Source organism: Pseudarthrobacter chlorophenolicus, from assembly GCF_000962805.1.
GTDB classification, from domain to species: Bacteria; Actinomycetota; Actinomycetes; order Actinomycetales; family Micrococcaceae; genus Arthrobacter; species Arthrobacter chlorophenolicus_A.
Map to the genome: position 1 here is coordinate 202,685 of NZ_JZTW01000007.1, position 21,169 is coordinate 223,853.

22 protein-coding genes are annotated in these 21,169 nt (G+C 66.9%); 19 read left to right on the forward strand and 3 right to left on the reverse strand.

Features of this window, described 5'->3' with window-relative positions; translation table 11 throughout:
* The first annotated feature begins 50 nt into the window (after positions 1 to 50).
* The 4 genes from UC32_RS09590 to UC32_RS09605 are packed head-to-tail and all read left to right on the forward strand — an operon-like array spanning position 51 to position 3,004.
* Complete coding sequence (locus tag UC32_RS09590) at positions 51 to 818, forward strand: CoA transferase subunit A (protein WP_045731024.1); 768 nt, start codon at positions 51 to 53, stop codon at positions 816 to 818.
* Positions 815 to 1,627: a CoA transferase subunit B gene (locus UC32_RS09595; RefSeq protein WP_412178021.1), complete on the forward strand. Its 813-nt coding sequence runs from the start codon at positions 815 to 817 to the stop codon at positions 1,625 to 1,627. Before UC32_RS09590 ends, UC32_RS09595 begins: the two co-directional genes overlap by 4 nt.
* Positions 1,624 to 2,130, forward strand: coding sequence for a MaoC family dehydratase (locus UC32_RS09600; protein ID WP_045730992.1), 507 nt, complete (start codon positions 1,624 to 1,626; stop codon positions 2,128 to 2,130). The genes UC32_RS09595 and UC32_RS09600 overlap by 4 nt, the downstream gene beginning before the upstream one ends.
* Positions 2,131 to 2,164: 34 nt before the next feature.
* On the forward strand, positions 2,165 to 3,004 hold the full coding sequence (locus UC32_RS09605) for an HpcH/HpaI aldolase/citrate lyase family protein (protein ID WP_045730993.1): 840 nt from the start codon (positions 2,165 to 2,167) through the stop codon (positions 3,002 to 3,004).
* 41 nt (positions 3,005 to 3,045) lie between these two features.
* Here the strand turns inward: UC32_RS09605 and UC32_RS09610 are convergent, their stop codons facing one another.
* Positions 3,046 to 4,506: a lipase maturation factor family protein gene (locus tag UC32_RS09610; RefSeq protein WP_045731025.1), complete on the reverse strand. Its 1,461-nt coding sequence runs from the start codon at positions 4,504 to 4,506 to the stop codon at positions 3,046 to 3,048.
* A gap of 86 nt (positions 4,507 to 4,592) precedes the next feature.
* On the opposite strand from UC32_RS09610, the gene dxr reads away from it, so the two are divergent.
* From dxr to UC32_RS09665, 11 genes are all read left to right on the forward strand, one after another.
* A complete protein-coding gene (dxr, locus tag UC32_RS09615; RefSeq protein WP_045730994.1) occupies positions 4,593 to 5,777 on the forward strand; it encodes a 1-deoxy-D-xylulose-5-phosphate reductoisomerase in 1,185 nt (394 codons plus the stop codon).
* A gap of 18 nt (positions 5,778 to 5,795) precedes the next feature.
* On the forward strand, positions 5,796 to 7,127 hold the full coding sequence (locus UC32_RS09620) for a M50 family metallopeptidase (protein WP_045730995.1): 1,332 nt from the start codon (positions 5,796 to 5,798) through the stop codon (positions 7,125 to 7,127).
* 129 nt (positions 7,128 to 7,256) lie between these two features.
* Positions 7,257 to 7,985, forward strand: a complete 729-nt coding sequence (locus UC32_RS09625) for a hypothetical protein (protein ID WP_045730996.1) — start codon at positions 7,257 to 7,259, stop codon at positions 7,983 to 7,985.
* Positions 7,982 to 8,485 (forward strand): hypothetical protein, encoded by a 504-nt coding sequence (locus UC32_RS09630; protein ID WP_045730997.1) that lies wholly within the window; start codon positions 7,982 to 7,984, stop codon positions 8,483 to 8,485. Before UC32_RS09625 ends, UC32_RS09630 begins: the two co-directional genes overlap by 4 nt.
* Before the next feature lie 25 nt (positions 8,486 to 8,510).
* A complete protein-coding gene (locus UC32_RS09635) occupies positions 8,511 to 8,804 on the forward strand; it encodes a YciI family protein (protein WP_015936628.1) in 294 nt (97 codons plus the stop codon).
* Positions 8,805 to 8,834: 30 nt separating this feature from the next.
* Positions 8,835 to 10,001 carry a flavodoxin-dependent (E)-4-hydroxy-3-methylbut-2-enyl-diphosphate synthase gene (ispG, locus tag UC32_RS09640; protein ID WP_045730998.1) on the forward strand — a complete coding sequence of 389 codons (1,167 nt, stop codon included), beginning with the start codon at positions 8,835 to 8,837 and terminating at the stop codon, positions 9,999 to 10,001.
* On the forward strand, positions 9,964 to 10,854 hold the full coding sequence (locus UC32_RS09645; protein ID WP_045730999.1) for a GNAT family N-acetyltransferase: 891 nt from the start codon (positions 9,964 to 9,966) through the stop codon (positions 10,852 to 10,854). Before ispG ends, UC32_RS09645 begins: the two co-directional genes overlap by 38 nt.
* Before the next feature lie 37 nt (positions 10,855 to 10,891).
* Positions 10,892 to 11,650, forward strand: coding sequence for a hypothetical protein (locus UC32_RS09650; RefSeq protein ID WP_045731000.1), 759 nt, complete (start codon positions 10,892 to 10,894; stop codon positions 11,648 to 11,650).
* 330 nt (positions 11,651 to 11,980) lie between these two features.
* Positions 11,981 to 13,792: a proline--tRNA ligase gene (locus tag UC32_RS09655; RefSeq protein ID WP_045731001.1), complete on the forward strand. Its 1,812-nt coding sequence runs from the start codon at positions 11,981 to 11,983 to the stop codon at positions 13,790 to 13,792.
* A gap of 8 nt (positions 13,793 to 13,800) precedes the next feature.
* Positions 13,801 to 14,595 carry a sulfite exporter TauE/SafE family protein gene (locus UC32_RS09660; RefSeq protein ID WP_045731002.1) on the forward strand — a complete coding sequence of 265 codons (795 nt, stop codon included), beginning with the start codon at positions 13,801 to 13,803 and terminating at the stop codon, positions 14,593 to 14,595.
* 77 nt (positions 14,596 to 14,672) lie between these two features.
* Positions 14,673 to 16,064, forward strand: a complete 1,392-nt coding sequence (locus UC32_RS09665) for a pyridoxal phosphate-dependent decarboxylase family protein (protein WP_045731003.1) — start codon at positions 14,673 to 14,675, stop codon at positions 16,062 to 16,064.
* 35 nt (positions 16,065 to 16,099) lie between these two features.
* Here the strand turns inward: UC32_RS09665 and UC32_RS09670 are convergent, their stop codons facing one another.
* Positions 16,100 to 17,152, reverse strand: coding sequence for an aminoglycoside phosphotransferase family protein (locus UC32_RS09670; RefSeq protein WP_045731004.1), 1,053 nt, complete (start codon positions 17,150 to 17,152; stop codon positions 16,100 to 16,102).
* Positions 17,153 to 17,181: 29 nt separating this feature from the next.
* Positions 17,182 to 18,375: a DUF4439 domain-containing protein gene (locus UC32_RS09675; RefSeq protein WP_045731005.1), complete on the reverse strand. Its 1,194-nt coding sequence runs from the start codon at positions 18,373 to 18,375 to the stop codon at positions 17,182 to 17,184.
* Between the two features lie 140 nt (positions 18,376 to 18,515).
* Between UC32_RS09675 and UC32_RS09680 the strand changes: the two genes are divergently transcribed.
* The 4 genes from UC32_RS09680 to UC32_RS09695 form a co-directional block, all read left to right on the forward strand.
* The gene (locus UC32_RS09680; RefSeq protein WP_045731006.1) at positions 18,516 to 19,133 is read left to right on the forward strand and encodes a ribosome maturation factor RimP; all 618 of its coding nucleotides are present in this window, start codon (positions 18,516 to 18,518) and stop codon (positions 19,131 to 19,133) included.
* Positions 19,133 to 20,113 (forward strand): transcription termination factor NusA, encoded by a 981-nt coding sequence (nusA, locus tag UC32_RS09685; protein WP_045731007.1) that lies wholly within the window; start codon positions 19,133 to 19,135, stop codon positions 20,111 to 20,113. The genes UC32_RS09680 and nusA overlap by 1 nt, the downstream gene beginning before the upstream one ends.
* A 174-nt stretch (positions 20,114 to 20,287) precedes the next feature.
* The gene (locus UC32_RS09690; protein WP_045731008.1) at positions 20,288 to 20,650 is read left to right on the forward strand and encodes a YlxR family protein; all 363 of its coding nucleotides are present in this window, start codon (positions 20,288 to 20,290) and stop codon (positions 20,648 to 20,650) included.
* Positions 20,651 to 20,802: 152 nt separating this feature from the next.
* A partial coding sequence (locus UC32_RS09695) for a translation initiation factor IF-2 N-terminal domain-containing protein (RefSeq protein ID WP_045731009.1) occupies positions 20,803 to 21,169 on the forward strand: 367 nt, incomplete at its 3' end.

The following is a 21,169-nucleotide window of genomic DNA, read 5'->3' on the forward strand; positions in this document are numbered from 1 at the left end:
CGGCGCCGTTCGACGCACGCAGGACTGTAGCCGGCCTGAAAGGATCGATGATGATTGACAAGGTTGTTGCCAGCGCCGACGAGGCCGTGGCGGACATTCCCGACGGCGCCTCCCTGGCCGTTGGCGGGTTCGGCCTCTGCGGCATTCCGGTCACCCTCATCGACGCCCTGCACCGGGCCGGCACATCCGGGCTGGAGACGGTCAGCAACAACTGCGGCGTGGACGACTGGGGCCTGGGCATCCTCCTCCGGGACGGCAGGATCCGCCGAACCGTCAGCTCCTACGTGGGCGAGAACAAGGAATTCGCCCGGCAGTACCTCGCCGGGGAGCTGGAAGTTGTCCTGACACCGCAGGGCACCCTGGCCGAGAAGCTCCGCGCCGGCGGTGCGGGCATTCCCGCTTTTTACACCAAGGCGGGCGTGGGCACGCAGGTGTCCGACGGCGGCCTGCCGCAGAAGTACGACGCCGACGGCGGCATTGCGGTTGCGTCGGCCCCCAAGGAGGTCCGCCCCTTCGGCGGGGTGGATTACGTCCTGGAGGAAGCCCTTACCCCCGACTTCGGCCTGGTCCACGCCTGGAAGGGCGACCGGCACGGCAACCTTGTGTTCCATGCCACCGCCATGAACTTCAACCCGCTGTGCGCCATGGCCGGCAGGATCACCATCGCCGAGGTGGAGGAACTCGTCGAACCCGGTGAACTGGACCCCGAACACATCCACACCCCAGGCATCTTCGTGCAGCGCGTGGTGCTGGCTCCTGACGCGGAAAAACGCATCGAAAAGCGGACTGTTGCCATCAGCCGGGAGGCAGGAGCATGACCATGCAGGAAAACAGGGCAGAGAGTACCGGCACGGACCCGAACAGCCCCGACGCGCCGCGGCCCGAAGCCGTCCGCCACGAGTATCGCCGTTCGGCTTCCCAACCGCACGCGGGAGCCGCCGGTGCCACGGCATCGGCGGACAGCAAGGGATGGACCCGAAATGAGCTGGCCGCCCGGGTGGCCAAGGAGCTCCACAACGGCCAATACGTGAACCTCGGCATCGGCATGCCCACGCTGATCCCCAACTACATTCCGGACGGCGTGGAAGTGGTGCTCCACTCGGAGAACGGCATCCTGGGCGTCGGGCCGTACCCGGCGGAAGACGCCATCGATCCGGACCTGATCAACGCCGGCAAGGAAACTGTCACGGTCAACAAGGGGGCTGCGTTCTTCGATTCGGCGGCATCCTTCGGCATGATCCGCGGCGGCCACGTTGACGTCGCCGTCCTGGGTGCCATGGAGGTTGCGGCCAACGGGGACCTCGCCAACTGGATGATCCCGGGAAAGATGGTCAAGGGCATGGGCGGTGCGATGGACCTGGTGTTCGGGGCCAAACGGGTGATCGTGATGATGGAACACGTGGACCGGAACGGCAACCCCAAGATCGTCCAGCAGTGTTCGCTGCCGCTGACCGGCAAGGGCTGCGTGGACCGGATCATCACTGACCTGGCCGTCATCGACGTGGTCCGCGACAGCTCCGGTTCCCGCCTGGTCCTGCAGGAGCTGGCGCCGAATGTCTCGGTGGAGGATGTCATCGCCGCCACCGGCGCAGAACTCTTCGAGGAAGACCGGGAACTGACGGTATGACGGCGGAGAAACCCCGGGTTATTGAGCAGCGCGGGCTGTACTACGACGAACTTGAAGAGGGCGTGGTCTACGCCCACCGTCCCGGCAGGACGGTGACTGAGGCGGACAACGTCCTGTTCACCACCCTCACCATGAACACGCAGGCCCTCCACCTCGACGCAGCCTGGAGCGCCACCCAGCCGTTCGGCCAGCGCCTGGTCAACTCCATGTTTACGCTGTCCACCCTGGTGGGCCAGTCCGTCACCCAGCTGACCCAGGGAACCATCATCGCGCAGCTGGGCCTGACCGATGTGTCCTTCCCGCATCCGCTGTACCACGGAGACACGCTGTATACGGAGACTGTGATCAGCGGCAAACGGCCCTCGGGCTCCCGGCCGGGGCAGGGAATAGTCACCATGGAACATACGGGCCGGAACCAGGACGGCACCGTAGTGGCCCTGGCCACCCGCAGCTGCCTGATGTGGATCCGTGCCGCGCACCACGAGGCGCAGCACGGAAAATAGGCCCGGCACGACAAAATCATCGGAGAATGGCTGTATGACCTTTGTGATGGGCCCCGCCCTCCTCTTCTGCCCCGCCGACCGGCCCGAGCGGTACGGGAAAGCCGCCGCCCGCGCTGACGCAGTCATCCTTGACCTCGAGGACGCCGTGGCGCCGGCGGACAAGCAGCGCGCCCGCGGCGCCATCCTGGCCCAGGTGGGTTCCACGGGCGAGGAGCCCGAGCTCGATCCCAGCCGCACCATCGTCAGGATCAACCCTTCGGGCACCGAGGAGTTCGAAAAGGACCTGCACTGCCTGGCGCATACGCCGTACAGGACGGTGATGCTGGCCAAAGCCGAAAGCGCCGACCAGCTCAAAGCCCTGGAGGGGTACCAGGTGGTGGCCCTCTGCGAAACGGCGCTGGGTGTCCTGAACGCTCCCGCCATCGCCGCCGCCCCCAACGTCGTGGCGCTTATGTGGGGTGCCGAGGACCTGCTCGCCACCCTGGGCGGCACCTCCAGCAGGACGGACGACGGCGGCTACCGGGCCGTCGCCCTCCACGCGCGGTCAACGGTTCTCGTGGCAGCCCGGGCCTTCGGGAAGCAGGCGGTTGACGCTGTGTACGTTAACATCCCCGATACGGACGGGTTGGCCGCTGAAGCAGCCGACGCCGTCGCGTCCGGATTCAGCTCCAAAGCCTGCATCCATCCCACACAGGCAGCCGTGGTGCGGGAAGCCTACGCGCCATCCGATGCCGACGTCGCCGCTGCCGCAGAGCTGCTGGACGCTGCCGCGGAAGCCGGCTCGGGCGTTTTCCGGCATCAAGGAAAAATGATTGACGGGCCCATCCTCAAGCACGCCGAATCCATCCTTCGGCGGGCCGGCCAGAAAGCCTGACCGTCCGCGGCACCCCGTAGCCGGCCTGGCCGGCCGATCTGCTAACCCTGGCGTCCCTGCGGGCGCCGCAGTGACAGGGGCGGGATGGGCTCGGAGAGGAATGTTCGCACCCAACGGTTCCCGGACGCCCGGAACTCCGCCCGGGTGGCGAACCGGTAGTGGTACCGGCGGACGCGCACCCAGCGCGGCGTCCCGCCGTCGAACGGGTCATGCCGGAGCAGCCGCAGGGTGGCCCGATCCGCTTCCAGCAGCTTGCCGAGGAAGGCATAGAACCATTCTTCGTGCACTGTCCGCAGCGGCAGGAACCACATCAGCCAGTCCAGCCGCAGGTGGTAGGGCGCCCACTGGCGGGGTATCCGGCGCAGGTCCCCGGGCTTGCCCTTGAACCCGTACTCCCGCCAATCCGCGGTGGTGTCCGGCTCGTCGTCCAGCGTGCCGGACACCACGATTTCAATGCGCTGCTTCGTCACCGTTCCGAAGGCGCCGTAGGCGTTGACCAGCTGCCACCGGTTGAAGCTGGCGTTCATCAGCTGCCGCTTCGAAAACAGGTTGCGCAGCGGCTGGTAGCTCAGGGCCAGCAACAGGGCGGCGGCGGCCAGCGTGATGGCCAGCCACCACAGTGGCGTTTCCTGCGTCCCGGCATGCCAGTCCAGCGGGATTATCGGCAGGACAGCATGGGCCACCGGATCGCTGACCGAAGCGAATGCCAGCACAATCGCGATCCAGTTCAGCCAGGCGAAGTTCCCGGACGCCACCAGCCAGAGCTGGGTGGCGATGATGATGCCTGCTGCCACGCTGGCAGCGGGCTGGGGCGCGAACAGCAGGAACGGCACCACCAGCTGGGCAAAGTGGTTGCCCACCACTTCCACCCGGTGGAGCGGTTTGGGCAGCAGGTGCGCCTGCCGGCTCAGTGGCCCCGGCATGGGCTGGGTTTCGTGGTGGTAGTAGAGGGCAGTGAGGTCCCGCCACTCTCGGCCGCCGCGGATCTTGATCATTCCCGCACCGAACTCGAGCCGGAACACCAGCCACGCAATAAGGATCAGGATGGTGCGCGGGGGATTGGTCTGGTCCGAGCCGAGGAAGGCCACGGTGAAGCCGGCCTCCAGCAGCAGCATCTCCCAGCCGAAGCCGTAGAACGTCTGGCCCACGTTCACGATGGACATGTACAGCAGCCACAGTGCCAGGAAGGCGATCAGCGGAACCCACGGCGGCCCCAACTGCGGAACACCGGCTACGAGCAGGGCCGAGACCACCAGCCCTGCTGCGCAGACACCCCGCAGCAAGCCGTCCGAGTAGCGCCAACGGAAAAGGGTGGGCCGGCGCAGGCGGCTGAAACCGGCCAGGTGGTCGGGGACCGGCAGCAACCCGCGCTCACCCAGCAGCGCCGGGAACTGGTTGAGGGAGGACAGGAACGCCACGAAGAACAACGCGGCCACCCCCCGCTGCAGTACCTGACGCGCGAACTCGTAGTCAGCCGCATCGAACCAGGAAAGCCAGTCCACGAAACCCACGTTACGCCCGGGCGTGGCGGGGTCAAGGCCCCGGCGCCGCGTCGCCGTGGGCCGTGCCGGTGCGGGATACTTAACCCATGCAGCCACGCAGAATCGTCATCCTCGGATCCACCGGTTCCATCGGCACCCAGGCGATTGACGTCGTCGACGGCGCCCCGCACCTGTTCGAGGTCGTGGCCCTGAGCGCCGGCGGCGGCAAGCTTCCGCTCCTGGCCCGGCAGGCTGTCCACACCGGTGCGGCCGCAGTGGGCATCGCCGCCGGAGACGCCCGCGAACTGGCAGTGCTGATCGATGAGGCCGCAACTGCAGCGGGCCGCACCGGCTACCGCCCGGAGATCATCGCCGGACCGGATGCCTCAACCCGCATCGCGGAGATCGATGCAGACGTGGTGCTCAACGGCATCACCGGGTCCATCGGCCTGGCACCCACCCTCGCCGCCCTGAAATCGGGGGCCACCCTGGCGCTGGCGAATAAGGAATCGCTGATCGTCGGCGGGTCGCTGGTGAAAGCTGCGGCCCGGGACGGCCAGATCGTGCCGGTGGACTCCGAACACTCCGCCATCGCCCAATGCCTGCGCTCGGGCAGCGCAGCGGAAGTGGACAAGCTGGTCCTAACCGCCTCCGGCGGGCCGTTCCGCGGCCGGAGCCGGGAACAACTGCACGGGGTCACCCCACAGGAAGCCCTCGCCCATCCCACCTGGGACATGGGCCTGATGGTTACCACCAACTCCGCCACCCTGGTCAACAAGGGGCTCGAGGTGATCGAAGCCCACCTCCTCTTCGACATCCCGCTGGACCGGATCGACGTCGTGGTCCATCCGCAGTCCGTGGTGCACTCCATGGTGCAGTTCGTGGACGGCTCCACCATCGCCCAAGCTTCCCCGCCGGACATGCGCCTGCCCATCGCGCTGGGGATGGGGTGGCCGGACAGGGTCCCCAGTGCGGCGAAACCCTGCGACTGGACCCAGGCGGCCACGTGGACTTTCGAACCGCTTGACGCTGGAGCCTTCCCCGCCGTCGACCTTGCCAAGGACGCCGCTAAGCAGGGGAGCACCTTTCCCGCGGTCTTCAACGCGGCCAACGAAGAAGCCGTCACCGCCTTCCACACGGGGCGGATCCGCTTCACGGACATCGTGGACACCGTGGATGCCGTCCTCAGCGAACACACAGGTTCCTCCCGGCTGACGGTGGAATCCGTGCTGGATGCTGAGAGCTGGGCACGGGCCCGCGCACACGAACGTTTAGCAGTCAGCAGTCTCTAGGGAAGCAGCAGCACCTCCATGACCCCCGTTCTACTCTTCATCCTCGGCGTCGTCTTCGTAGCCATCGGCATCGCCGCCTCAATTGCGCTGCACGAAGTAGGGCACCTGGTACCCGCCAAGCTCTTCAAGGTGCGGGTCACCAAATACATGATCGGTTTCGGCCCCACCCTGTGGTCCCGGCGCAAGGGCGAAACCGAATACGGCGTGAAGGCCATTCCGCTTGGCGGCTACGTCTCCATGATCGGCATGTACCCGCCCAACAAGGAGGACGGGTCCGTCCGCCCCTCCAGCACCGGAATGTTCCAGACTTTGGCCACCGAAGCCCGGTCCATGGCACATGAAGAGGTGGGCCCCGGCGACGAAAAACGGGTCTTCTACCGCCTGCCCGTCTGGAAGAAGATCATCGTGATGCTGGGCGGGCCGGCCATGAACATGATCCTCGGCGTCCTGCTGATGGCCATCCTGCTCATGGGCTTCGGCACGGCAACGGCCACCACCACCATCTCCGATGTCTCCAAATGCCAAGTGGCAGCCGGCGAAACCGTGGACCCCGATTCGGCCGATTGCCAGCTCACCCCAGCAGCCGCGGCCGGCCTGCAGCCTAACGATAAAGTCACCTCGTTCGACGGCAGGGACGTCACCAGCTGGGACCAGCTGACCGAATGGATCCGCGCCTCGGCGGGCCGCGAAGTGCCCATCACGGTCGAGCGGGGCGGCAATTCCGTGTCCACCACCGTCACGCCCGTTCTGTCCGCGCGTCCCATTATCGGCGTTGACGGCCGGCAGGAAACCGATGAGTCCGGCACTCTCCGCTACCAGGACGTGGGCTTCCTCGGCATCGGGTCGCAGACCGAGCTGGTGCCCCAGCCGGCGTCGTCCGTTCTGCCCATGGCGGGGGAGAACATCAAGCAGGTGGCCGGGGTGATCTTCAACCTCCCGGCCCGCGTGGTGGGAGTGGCCAAGGCGGCCTTCAGCGAGGAACCGCGCGATCCCAACGGACCCATCAGCGTGGTGGGCGTGGGGCGGGTTGCCGGCGAAGTGGCTGCCATGGAGGAGATCCCGCTCCAGTCCCGGGTAGCGACCCTGGTTGGGCTGTTGGCCGGGTTGAACTTCGCACTGGCCGTTTTCAACCTGGTTCCGCTGCTGCCGCTGGACGGCGGACATGTGGCCGGCGCCCTGTACGAAGGTGCACGGCGCCAAGTGGCGAAACTCTTTGGAAAGCCGGACCCCGGTGCCTTCGACATCGCCAAGCTCCTCCCTGTCACGTACGTGGTGGCCGCCCTGCTGATGGGCATGAGCGCGCTGCTGATCTACGCCGACATCGTCAAGCCCGTGAACCTTTTCGGCTGACGGGCAGGCCGTCAATGAGATCCCGTAGCTTCAGGCGACTGACTATACATAATCAGCTAAATGCAGGTGATATTAAACAATCACCTTTTATTGATTGATTATTGGGTATCACCCGCATACGGTTGATGCATGTTCGTATTGACCATCGACCAGCGGGGCAGCACCTCCGACGTCGACCGCGTCCCTGACCTGATTGCGGAACTGCGCAGCCTCACCGGCGCCCATTTCGAACGCTCTGTCGGCGACGAACTCCAGGGGGTGGTGGGTGACGCCCGGGACGTAGTGGATATTGCCTTGCATGCCCTCCGAAGCGGGCACTGGTACGTCGGTATTGGCCTCGGCGACGTCCGCCTCGAGTCAGGCCGGAGCCCGCGGGAAGGAACCGGAAGCGGCTTCGTCGCGGCCCGTGCCGCAGTGGAAATCGCCAAGGGTGCGGCCGGCCATGTTCCGTTGTCGGTGGTGGCGGGCACCATGGGCAGTGTCAAAGGTGCAGCCCGGAATTCCCGGGACGGGACCGCCGGTGCAAACAAGGGAGCCACTGCTGGAACGAGTGCCGCACTGAACGCTGCAACGGATGCGGCGAACGCCGCAGCGAATGCCCAGGCCGTCCTGCGCCTGATAGGACGCCTGGTGCAACAGCGGACGGAGGCGCAGTGGCGGGTGGTTGACCGGCTGCGTGCAGCGGGCGGAGCAGGCAGGCATGGCAGCCAGAAGCCCGTGGCCCGGGAACTGGGAATTACGGAGCAGTCGGTGAGCCGGGCCGTCCTTCGTTCCGGCTGGCAGGAAGAATGGGCTGCCAGGCCGGCAGCAGCAATGCTCCTGGAATACGCCCTGGCCCAGACCGAAGGAGACAGGTGACCGCACTGTGGATCGCTGCCGCACTGGTGGCGGCAGGTTTTGGCGGCTGGCCCGTCACCGCCCTCGTTTTCCGGCTGGCCCGGACGATCGACGACAAGGCGGACGCGGCAGCCAAGGGACGTGACACTGCAGTCGATCCCTCTGCCGACGTCACGGTGGATGTCCCGGGCCCGGCCCCGGACGAAACCGGCCAGGCTGTCAACGGCGAGCTGACGGCGTCGCCTGGCCAGCCGGCGTCGGACGTTCCCGCGGCACCCACCCAGAGGATCCTCCGCGGCGGTGCCATCATCGGGGTCCTGGAGCGGCTTGGTGTCTGCCTGGCCATCCTCGCCGGCCAGCCGGTTGCCATCGCGTACATTGTCGCCATCAAGGGACTGGGCAGGTTCGCTGAACTCAAGGAAACCCCGGTGGCGGCAGAGCGGTTCATCATCGGCACGCTGGCGTCCATGCTGTGGGCCGCGGGGATAGCGGCAGCCGTGAAGGTGATTTTCCTGGCCTAGGCCGGCGGAGCGATAGGGTAGCGCTATGACAGTTTTTGCCGTTGAGTACGTTTACGCCGCCGATTCCACCGAAGCCCGCAACGAGGCACGGCCCGCCCACCGCGAATGGACCGGCGGCCTGGCCGAGGACGGCGTGATCCTTGCCAGCGGACCCTATGGAGACGGCGCCGGCGCGCTGCTGATCTTCAAAGCAGACAACGAAGCATCCCTGAACTCGGTCCTCAAACAGGATCCCTTCGCCGCTGCCGGAGTTATCGCCGGCATCCGCGTCACCGAATGGTCACCCGTGACCGGCATGCTCGCCGGCCTCGCAGCCTAAGCCGTTTCCCCTTCACCTCTAGGAGTCCACGTGACCTCGGTCAGCCTGGGAATGCCCGCAGCACCGCCGCCCGTCCTTGCCCCGCGCCGCAAGACGCGCCAGATCAAAGTCGGTTCGGTGGGAGTAGGCTCGGATTCCCCCATCAGCGTGCAGTCGATGACCACCACGCCCACCACCGACATCAACGCCACCCTGCAGCAGATCGCGGAACTGACCGCATCCGGCTGCGACATCGTGCGCGTTGCCTGCCCGTCGGCCGATGATGCCGAAGCATTGCCCATCATTGCCCGCAAGTCCCAGATACCCGTTATCGCGGACATCCACTTCCAGCCCAAGTACGTCTTCGCCGCCATCGAAGCCGGCTGCGCGGCCGTCCGGGTCAACCCCGGCAACATCCGCAAGTTCGATGACCAGGTCAAGGAAATTGCCGCTGCCGCCCGGGACCACGGGACGTCAATCCGCATCGGCGTCAATGCCGGCTCGCTGGAACCGGGAATCCTCAAGAAGTACGGCAAGGCCACCCCCGAAGCACTGGTTGAATCCGCCGTCTGGGAAGCCTCCCTCTTCGAAGAGCACGGCTTCCACGACTTCAAGATCTCGGTCAAGCACAACGACCCCGTGATCATGGTGGCCGCCTACGAGATGCTCGCCGAAAAGGGCGACTGGCCCCTCCACCTCGGCGTGACCGAGGCCGGTCCGGCGTTCCAGGGAACCATTAAGTCAGCCACCGCCTTCGGCGCACTGCTTTCCCGTGGCATCGGCGACACCATCCGCGTCTCCCTCTCGGCCCCGCCCGTTGAGGAGATCAAGGTGGGCAACCAGATCCTGCAGTCGCTGAACCTGCGGCCCCGCAAGCTCGAAATCGTGTCCTGCCCGTCCTGCGGACGTGCGCAGGTGGACGTCTACACGCTCGCGGAACAGGTCACAGCCGGCCTGGAAGGCATGGAGGTCCCGCTGCGCGTCGCCGTCATGGGCTGCGTAGTCAACGGGCCGGGCGAGGCACGCGAAGCCGACCTCGGCGTTGCTTCCGGCAACGGCAAGGGGCAGATCTTTGTGAAGGGTGAAGTCATCAAGACTGTGCCGGAGAGCCAGATTGTTGAGACACTGATCGAAGAGGCCATGCGTATCGCGGAAGAGATGGGGGAGGCCGATGGCGAAGATGCTGTCAAAGGTGGCCCCGTGGTTAGCGTCTCGTAAGGACGAGCCGGACCCGCCGGGGATATCCGTCCGCACCCTGGACGGCGCGGACACTGCTGCGCTCAGGCACCTGGCTGAGCAGGACCGTGTGGCTAACGTGTTCATCCTCGCGCATTTACGCACTGCCGGTACTGCCGCTCCCACCAGCGGCGGTGCCGGCATCGTCGGAGTTTTCGACGACGGCATCCTGGTGGGTGCCTGCTGGGCGGGCGCCAATTTGGTCCCCGTCCAACTTGACCCGGCCTTCGCACCACTGGTGGCCGAAGCGGCCAACCGGTCCGGCCGGCGCTACGCGTCCGCTTTCGGCCCCGCGGATGCGGTGCTGGCCCTGCACGGGGAACTCGCTGAACTGGGGCACCGCGCCCACGAAATCCGCCCGGACCAGCCCCTGATGGTGATCGACGGGCCAGCTGACGTCCCGCCCAACCCGGGCTTGGGGCTGGGCGACCTGGCAGACTTCGAACGCATCCTGCCCGCCTGCGCCGCCATGTTCGAAGAAGAAGTGGGCTACTCGCCGTTCCTGGGCGGCCGGGAGTTTTACAGCCGCCGGGTTGAAGGCCTGATCCGGCAGGGCTATTCGCTGGTCCACCTCAATGAAGCCAGGGAAGTGGTCTTCAAGGCCGAGCTCGGCGCCGTCACCGCCGAGGTCACCCAGGTGCAGGGGGTCTGGATGAATCCCCTCCACCGCGGCAAGGGGCTGAGCTCCGGCTACATGTCCGCCGTCGTGGAACAGGCGCAGAAGATCGCGCCGCTGACCAGCCTCTACGTCAACGGCTTCAACGTCAGGGCCAGATCCACCTATGAACGTGTCGGCTTCCGCCAAGTGGGCACGTTCGCTACAGTTCTCTTTTAGCGGCCCGACGCAGGACCGCATGTGACTTGGGGGAAAATTGAAGACTTCTGTGCTGGGTACATTCGCGGTTTCTGCGGTTCTGGTGATCGGTGTTTCAGCGTGCGGGGGCACCTCGGCACCCGCGGGAGAGGCTGCTTCGGCGGGGAGCTCCGCTTCCGCCGGGCCATCGGCGGATACAGCCACTTCCTCGCCCACCCCTACGCCGGACAAGGCGTACACCAGTGAGGAGCTGGCCGGGGTTGTGCGCGAGGTGCGGGACTCGGCAGACCGGCGGCTGACACCGGTCCCCGGCGAAGAGTTGGCCAGCACCTTGCAGCAGTCCAAGGACATGGTGTCCTCCATCGAGGTTGAGCCGGCGGCATGCAAGGAACTTGCGGCCTCCGGCCAGGTACCGTCCGTGGATGGGGCGGCAATTGCCCTGGGACTCAGCACGGACGCCGCTTCCGGTATGGTCACCGCCCTGTCCCTGATGTCGGGACTGGACCAGGCCGCGCTGGCGAAGGTCTCAGACCCCTCGGAGCAGCTGGAGAAGTGCTCGAACATGGTCATGACGGTGGCGGGGGTCAAGGTGGCGGTTGCCATCACCCGCATCGACGGCGTCAGCGGGGTTGCGGGAACCACCGCGTTCCGCACCGAAACGACGCTGCCTAACGGCCAGGTCCAGTCGGTGACCACCGCCCAGGCTGTCCACCATGGCGTGGTGCTGTCCGCCGTCGCATCCGGCGGAACCGACGGTGCGGCTGCCCAGGAGCAGGCAGGTTCGCTCCTGGATTCTGCGGCAGCCCTTATCAAGTAGGCCGCGCGGCGGCGTACTGTCCGGTTTTTTCTTCCGGTCAGTAGCGCTCTAAGGAAGAAATTACTTGTCAACGTGCCCGCCATCACATAGGTTCGATCTAGCTGCGCTGAGTGGAGTGGGCGGTCTCACCAGTCCTCACCTGTAATAAGGCGATAACGGCGTTGAGCCACGCCCGGATGCAATGACCAGCCCTATTGGGGGGCCAGGGGCTTTGCAACCGGGCGTGGCTCTACTGTTTCCGGGCGAGTGGTGCTGTGCCGGTAGATTAGTATGCAGACGAATTTGTCCGGCCCTGCTGATCCAGCACTTTTCCAGAAACGGATACCACCCGTGGTCCTTAGAATGTCCCAGCTTTTCCTGCGCACCCTGCGTGAAGATCCCGTCGACGCAGAGGTGGCCAGCCACAAACTGCTGGTCCGTGCCGGCTACATCCGCCGCGCGGCTCCCGGGATCTACACCTGGCTGCCGCTGGGCCTGAGCGTACTCCGCAAGGTAGAGCAGGTCATCCGTGAGGAAATGACCGCCATCGGCGCCCAGGAAGTCCACTTCCCGGCCCTGCTGCCGCGTGAACCCTACGAGGCAACCAACCGCTGGACCGAATACGGCGAGGGGCTGTTCCGGCTGCAGGACCGCAAGGGCGCCGACTACCTCCTGGCCCCCACGCACGAGGAAATGTTCACCCTCCTCGTGAAGGACCTGTACTCCTCGTACAAGGACCTGCCGCTCAGCCTGTACCAGATCCAGAACAAGTACCGCGACGAGGCACGTCCGCGGGCAGGCCTCCTCCGCGGGCGCGAGTTCATCATGAAGGACTCCTACTCCTTCGACGTGGACGACGCCGGCCTGGACGCCAGCTACGCGGCGCACCGGTCTGCCTACCTCAAGATCTTCGCGCGGCTCGGCCTCGACGTCGTCCCGGTGGCAGCCACCGCCGGCGCCATGGGCGGCTCCCGGAGCGAGGAGTTCCTGTTCCCCACGGACATTGGCGAAGACACCTTCGTCCGGTCTGCCGCAGGTTACGCAGCCAACGTCGAAGCCGTCACCACCGTGGTGCCCGAGGACATCGACTTCACGGGTGCGCCTGCCGCGGAGGTCCTGGACACCCCGGATACGCCAACCATTGAGACCCTGGTCAACGCCTCCAACCAGATCGCGCCCCGGGCCGAGGCCGACGGCGGCGCCTGGACTGCCGCTGACACACTGAAGAACGTCGTCCTCGCCGTAACGCTGCCCACCGGTGAGCGCCAGCTGGTGGTCATCGGCCTTCCCGGCGACCGCGGCGTGGACCTGAAGCGCGTCGAGGCCAACATTGGCGCGTTCCTGCCGATGGCCGGTGAGATCGGACTCGAGCAGGCCGGCGAGGAGGACCTGAAGAAGCAGCCCCTGATCGTCAAGGGGTACCTGGGCCCAGGCCTGTCCCTGGACGCCCCGCTCCTGGGCTCCGAAGGAACCACCAAGCTGCTGTACCTGGTGGATCCGCGGGTGGTGAGCGGCACCAGCTGGATCACCGGCGCCAACGAAGCCGGCAAGCACGTCTTCGGCCTCGTTGCCGGCCGCGACTTCACCTGGGACGGCGTCATCGAGTGCACCGAGGTCCGCGCCGGCGACCCCGCACCGGACGGCTCCGGCCCCCTGGAAACAGCACGGGGCATCGAAATGGGCCACATCTTCCAGCTGGGCCGCAAATACGCCGCCGCCCTGGACCTCAAGGTGCTGGACCAGAACGGCAAGCAGGTCACGGTGACCATGGGGTCGTACGGCGTTGGCGTCACCCGTGCGGTGGCCGCCCTGGCCGAGGCCAATCACGACGCCAAGGGCCTCACCTGGCCCCGCGCCGTGGCACCTGCCGACGTCCACGTGGTGGCAGTCGGCAAGGGCGAGGACATTTTCGCCGCCGCTGAGCAGCTGTCCCTGGGCCTCGAAGCCGCCGGCCTCGACGTTATTTACGATGACCGCTTCAAGGTGTCCCCGGGCGTGAAGTTCGGTGACGCCGAACTGTTGGGCGTGCCCACCATCCTGGCCGTCGGCCGCGGACTGGTGGACGGCGTCGTGGAAATCAAGGACCGCCGCACCGGAGAAGCCGAGAACGTCGCTGTGGACAAGGCCGTTGACTACGTGGTCAACGCCGTCCGCAACAGCTGATCCCAGGCGTGGACTTTGGTGTTGAGCACCTCCAGCTGACCACCCTCATCCTCATCGTCCTGGCCGGCTTCGGTGCCGGCTGGGTCGATGCGGTGGTGGGCGGCGGAGGGCTGATCCAGTTGCCCGCGCTGCTGCTGGTCCCGGGCATCACGCCGGTGCAGGCGCTGGCAACCAACAAACTGGGTTCGATTTTCGGGACAACCACAAGCGCCGTCACGTATTACCGGCGGGTGGGGCCGGACCTGAGGACGGCGCTGCCCATGGCGGTAATTGCCCTCGCGGGGAGCTTCGGCGGGGCGATCCTGGCGGCAAACCTGCCCGCCAGCGTCTTCAAGCCGATCATCGTGGCCGCGCTGGTTGTCGTGGCGCTTTTCACAGCCCTCAAGCCCAACGTCGGGGACATTACGGCGCTGCGGCACGACGGCCACAAGCACTACGTGGTGGCGTGCCTGATCGGGGCGGTCATCGGTTTCTACGATGGCCTGATCGGTCCGGGCACCGGATCATTCCTGGTCATCGCACTGGTATCGGCCATGGGCTACGCGTTCCTGGAGGCCAGTGCCAAGGCCAAGATCGTGAACATGGCAACCAATGCCGGTGCCCTGATGTTCTTCTTGCCGCACGGCTCGATCCTGTGGGGACTCGGGCTGCTGCTGGGCGTTGCCAACATGGCGGGAGGCTACCTTGGGGCAAGGACTGCGGTCAGGCAGGGCAGCCGATTCGTGAGGGTGGTTTTCCTGGTGGTGGTGGCCGCCCTGATCGTCAAACTCGGGTTTGACGTGTGGCAGGAAAACTTCGCCTGACCGGCCCTGCCCCGGCATGGTCCGGCCCCCCGGTGGCAGCCCTCGTCGCGGCGCTGGACAGCGCGTAGCATGCAGGTATGTCACATGGCGACGACGCCTACCGGCCGGCCCTCGAAGCTGCCGTGAGGCACGCCTCGGCCTGGCTGGAAAGCCTTCCTGGCCGGCATGTGGGCCCGGCCGTAGGGGCACATGACCTTACGGACGTGTTCGGCGGAATCCTCCCGGACCAGGGCCTCCCTGCGGATGATGTGGTTGACTTCCTGGCCCGGGCTGCCGAGCCCGGCCTCATGGCGATGCCTTCCGGCCGTTTCTTTGGCTGGGTCATCGGCGGGACGTTGCCCGCGGCGCTGGCAACGGATTGGCTGGTCAGCGCCTGGGACCAGAATGCCGGGCTGCGTTACGCCACCCCGGCCATGGCTGCCATCGAGGAAGCCGCCGGCACCTGGCTCCTGGACCTGCTGGGGTTGCCGGCGGGCTCCGACGTCGGATTCGTGACAGGAGCCACGATGGCCAACTTCACCGGAATGGCTGCCGGGCGGTGGCGGCTCCTTGCCGATGCCGGCTGGGACCTGGACCGCGACGGGCTGGCGGGCGCACCGCGGATCCGCTGCTTTGTGGGCCGTGAGCGGCACGACACCGTGGACCTGGGCCTGCGTTACCTGGGACTGGGCCAGCCGGCGGTGGTCGAGGCCGACAGCCAGGGGCGCATTATTCCTGCTGCCCTGGACGCGGCACTTGAGGCAGGGAGCGGCCCGGCGCTGGTCTGCCTGCAGGCCGGGAACCTCCACTCCGGTGCCTTCGACCCCTTCACCGAGGCCATCAAGGTGGCCAGGAAACACGGCGCCTGGGTGCACGTCGACGGAGCCTTCGGGTTGTGGGCGGCGGCGTCGCCCGAACTCCGCCACCTGACGGACGGATTCGACGGCGCTGATTCATGGGGGACTGATGCCCACAAGACCCTCAACGTCCCTTACGACTGCGGCATCGCCATAGTCCGGGACGCGCCAGCCCTGCGTGCCGCGATGGGGCTGCATGCGAGCTATCTGGTGCATGACGCCGAAGGGCCGGGGGACCCGTTCGAAAAAGTCCCGGAACTGTCCCGGCGGGCCCGGGGCGTCCCGGTGTGGGCGGCGCTCAGGAGCCTGGGCCGGGACGGCGTTGCCGCACAGGTCAACGGGCTGGCCACCGCGGCCGCGCGGATTGCTTCCGGCCTGCGTGGCATCGACGGGGTCGAGGTACTCAACGACGTGCAGTACACGCAGGTCAGCCTGTCATTCGGCGACGACGACACCACCCGGGCCGTGACCGCCCGCATCATCGCAGACGGCAGGGTGTGGATGTCAGGCTCCCGGTGGCGCGACCGGGATATCCTTCGTGTCTCCGTCAGCAACTGGCGCACCGGCGCCGACGACGTCGAAACTGCGGTGGACGCGGTCAGGTCCGCCCTTGGAGCCGTGCGGGCGCCCTAGCGGCTGGTCAGCAAACCGGTAAGGGAACCGGCCGCTCAGGGGAGCGTTCGGGACCCACTGTCCTGCTCCGGTTCAGGCAGCGAACGTGCCGGCGGCAACCCGGCAAGCCTCCGTCCCGCCAGCGTACTGGCCACCCAGAGCGACCGGGCAAGGTCGCCCTGATGGTGGGGTTCGGCCGCATACCAAAGGGCATTCGCCACCTCCCGGGCCACCGCCCACTGCCGGGCCACCTCCGGGTCCAGTCCTGCTGCCGTACTGAAGTCCGCACAGCGGCGCCGCAGCGCCGCCTCCGGACCGTCCGCGGGCAGGTCATGAAGCCGGTTCCATAACAGCGGCGCCACGGCGAACTCGGCCTCGCCGATCAGCGCCTGGGGGTCGATGGCAACGTACCGTCCGCCCGGCTGCGGGTCTCTGGCCCGTCCGGTGCCAGGACGGGCCAGGATGTTCAGGAAGTGCAGGTCCGTGTGGACCAGCACGTCACGGGCGGAGCGGCGGCCTACGGCGCCGCGGGTCTGGCAGACCTCAAGGGCAGCCTCGAGCAGCCATCGCGGAAAGGGCCGGCCCAACTGGTCCCAGTCCGCGGGCAATTCATCGCTCCACTGCTCGGCGCGGGCGGCGATGTGTTCAAAGGAGCTCCACTCCGGCCGCGCGTCGGGGACCAGGCTGAGTTGCCGGACCAGGCCGCCCCACACTGCTGCCGCTTCGTCCAGCGGCATGTCGTGGAGGGAGTCGCCCGCTTCCAGGCGTTCCAGGAGCATGGAACATGTTTGACTGTCCTGCTCCAGCAAGCCCACGGCCCCGCGACCGGCCCACAGCGCCAAGGCGTGGGGCTCGCCGAGCGCTTCGTCATGGGGGTAGGCCACCTTGAGGGCGGCCGGTGTGCCGTCCTCCCTCAGCACGGGAACCACCACCGCGCCGTGGCCGCTCCACGGGAGCTCGCCAGGACGGAGCGCGGACGCCAGGTGCCACTGTTCCATCCGGCCGGCAACCAGTCCCGGCAGCGAGGCAAGCCAGGCCCGCCCGGAACTGCTGCGGCGGTACCTGGCGTCGAGTTCGGGCGGGATGGGCACGCCCGTTGCTGGAGTCATTGGCATCAGCCTGGTGTCTGCAGGACGGGCTAACCGCTGGCCGGCAGGGCCGGCAAGGCGGCTGGATCCAGCACGATACCTGGCACCGGACCCGGGTCGGCGCCCCAATGGACGGTCCGGGCAACAGCTGATTCAAGCATCGAGAGGGCCCACGTCCGGTCCGCGCCCCCGGTCAAGGCAACAAGATCGCCGTAAACGGGCAAGGCAGCTGCCTCGAGCGTGCCGAGCGCGGTGGCCGGGGCGCCGAGGAAATTTGCGTCCAGGGCGTATCCCGGCGGTTGCGGCCGGGCCGCCTGGCACGCCAGCCGGAGGCGGTTTTCGGTTTCTTCCGCGGCAGCCCGGTGCTGCTGCAGGAATTCCGACGCCGGCCCGGCATCTGCCGCGGCCAGGCGCGGCATGGCTGCCTGGTAGCCGTAGGCCGCCTGCTGCTCGGCCTGCAGGACGGCTGTTAGCACCGGACCAACAGTTCCGGTGCCGGCAGGTTCTCCGGCGGCACTCTCCGCGGGAGGGCTGCCGCTCGCGGGCGAAGCTCCTCCCGGTGTGGAGCCTCTGGGCACCGTGGTGGTGTCAGGTGCCATGAACGGGCAGTCCGCCGGCAGCGGGGTGGGGGCGGGGCCGGCCTGAGGGCCGGAACCTGCGGTTGCGTCTGCCTGGTATGGGGTAGCCGCCGTGACTGCGCCGGGCTCGCCCGCGGCTGCGGCCAGCTGCCGGGCGGCCAGCAGCTGTGCGGTCCCCGCGCCCGCGAGCAGGCGCGCCATCCCGCCGTCGGCCTCCTGCGCATCCTTGAGCCGGCGCGAACCGCTGGCGGCCAGGGCCTTGGCGAGATCCACGGGGGTGGCCGTGGCAGCAGGTGCCGCGGACGGCGACGCTGTCGGGTGGGACGTCGCGGACGGGCCGGGTGTCCCGGCCGGGCCGGGCGGCGTGGACGGGCGGGCCGATGGTGTAGCCGGCGAGCCGGCAGGCAGGAAGGCGCGGGCCTGGAGAGTCAGCAACGTCACAACCGCCTGTGTGGGGCGTCCAGCAGCGCCGTCTCCGGCAGCCGTGGCGGCAAGGTCCAGCCCTGCGGCCCGCAGTGCGAGGGCGTCTTCCAGGGCAGAGGTACGGGCCTGCTCGGTATACGACGGCGGAGCCGGAGCGGGCTGCTCGCCCGGAATGACGGCAAATCCGAGGCTGAGGACCAGCAGGGCGGCCAGCGAAATGACGGCGTACCTGGCGTAGCGCATCCGCGGTTTTCTTTCCTGGCTGTCGTCTTCCACAACAGACCATGGTGTCACGGCGGAGGGGGATCCGGGTGCACCACTGGACCGGTAAAATGGCTACGCTAGTACACACCACATCATCTATAAGGGAGGCGGCCGGCATCGTGAGCAATGCAGAAGCCCAGGCTTCATCAGACCACACCGCGCCGGGGAAGGCTGATTCCGCGCCGGCCCACAACCCGGAAGCCGACAGGCTCCGGACCCTCCTTGAACCGTCCGTCCTGGCCAACCGGCTGTACCTTGAGGACGTCGCAATCAACATTGCCGGCTCCCACCGGGTCCTCCACGTGGTGGTGGACCTGCCGCAGGACGAAACCGGCGGCGTGAGCCTCGATGTCATCGCTGACATCTCGAAAGTGCTCTCGGATGTCCTGGATAACGATCCCGGCGCCGATACCCGCCCGTACGACCTTGAGGTCTCGTCACCAGGCGTCGGCCGCCCCCTGACGGAACCGCGCCACTGGCACCGCGCCAAAGGCCGGATTGCCAGCGTCAAGGTCATCCAGGGTGAGAACATCACCGGACGCATCCAGTCGGTGGATGACGGGGGAGTCACCCTGGTACCCGAAATCGCCGTCAAGAAGGGCATGAAGCCCAAGCAGGGCGATCCCGTAAAACTTCCTTTCGACAGGATCCGTACCGGAAAAGTCGAGATCGAATTCAGCCACCTTTCGGAAGATGGCCTGGAACCAGAACACAATGGACCTTCCGAGGAGGCCTGATGGATATTGACATGAGCGCACTGAGACTTTTGGAGCGTGAGCGTGAAATTCCGCTGGACCTCCTGATTCCCACCATCGAGCAGGCTCTGCTGGTGGCTTATCACAAGTCGCCCGGCGCCTTCGAAAAAGCCCGTGCCGAGCTTGACCGCAAGAGCGGCCATGTGACCATCTGGGCTGTGGAAATTGACGACGACGGCGCCCCGATCGGCGAATTCGAAGACACCCCCGCGGGCTTCGGCCGCATCGCTGCCAGCACCGCCCGCCAGATCATCCTGCAGCGCCTGCGCGACGTTGAAGATGACAACGTGCTGGGCGAGTTCAAGGGCCGCGAAGGCGAGCTGGTGTCCGGCACTATCCAGCAGGGCAACAACCCGCACATGATCCAGGTGAACCTCGGTTCGCTGGAAGCGCTGCTGCCGCCGCCCGAACAGGTGCCGGGGGAGAAGTATATCCACGGCAACAGGCTCCGCGCCCTCGTCATCGACGTCCACCGCGGCACCAAGGGTCCGTCCGTCACGCTGTCCCGATCCCACCCGGGCCTCGTCCGCAAGCTGTTTGAACTGGAGGTCCCGGAAATCGCGGACCACTCAGTGGAGATTGTGGCGTTGGCACGCGAAGCCGGTCACCGGACCAAGATCGCCGTAAAGGCCAACGCAGCCGGCATCAATGCCAAGGGTGCCTGCATCGGTGAAATGGGTTCCCGCGTCCGCGCCGTCATGACGGAGCTCAACGACGAAAAGATCGACATCGTGGACTTCAGCGAGAACCCGGCGACGTTCATCGCCAGCGCCCTCTCGCCGTCGCGCGTGAATTCCGTCACCATTACCGACGAAGCAACCCGCTCCGCGCGGGTGGTGGTCCCTGACTACCAGCTGTCCCTGGCTATCGGCAAGGAAGGCCAGAACGCCCGCCTCGCCGCCAAGCTGACCGGCTGGCGAATCGACATCGTTTCCGACGCCGCCACGCCGAAGGAAAACTGAAGCACTTACGGCGCCCTGTCGAAGGTGGCCTGCCACACCGTGGCAGGCCACGGGTTCGGGCAGAACGGCCTGAAGGGGCTAGAATAGATAGGTCCGCGCCTAACGGCCGGCAGTAGTGCGCCTTCGCGTGCCCGTTCCGCAACAGCGGCACAGGACCTGCGGAGGCCGGCAGATATGAACGTCAGGACGATCACCGTGGCAGCAACACCTACCAGCGGAAATCGACCGGAACGTACCTGCATCGGCTGCCGGAAGAAGGGTCCGCAGACAGAGTTACTCCGGCTCGTCGCCGGGGACAGCGGTTCGTCCGTTGTCCTGGTGGATGAACGACGCCGGATGGCTGGCCGGGGTGCATGGCTGCATCCCAGCGAATCGTGCCTTGCCCTGGCGCTCAAACGGCGGGCATTCGGGCGTGCCTTGCGTGGCGCAACCGAAACCGCCGACGTCGAACGCCGGATCAAGCAAGGCCCGACCGCCGCAGGCGCCCCGGTGGCTGCAGCACTAACCGTCCAACCTGAAAGCGGGTCAGAAGTCTGATGGAAACCCGATGAGTTCCCAGCGATGAGTGCGTAACGATGACAACTTTGTTGCGCTCTGCAATGGGCCCCTCCGCACCAAGCGCGGCCGGGGTCCGCAGTAAGAAGTAGACGGTTCGTACCTGGCTCGGTGCGGACCGAGACAGGAGAAATGTGGCCAAGGTCCGCGTACATGAGCTCGCCAAAGAGCTCGGTATCACTTCCAAAGATGCAGTAACAAAACTGCAGGAACTGGGCGAATTCGTTCGCTCCGCCTCTTCCACCATTGAGGCCCCCGTCGTGCGGAAGCTCCGTAACGCCTTCCCCGACGCCGCCAACAAGGCTGCGGCACCCGCCGCCCCCAAGGCACCCGCTCCCGCGGCAGAATCGCGCCCGGCAGCTCCGGCTCCCGGTCCCGCCGCGCCCAAGGCTCCGGCCCCCAAGGCTGAGGCGCCAGCCCCCGCTGCTCCGGCAGCTCCGGCAGCTTCCGCGCCCGCGGCACCCCAGGCGTCGTCTGCGGCACCGGCGGCACCGTCCACGG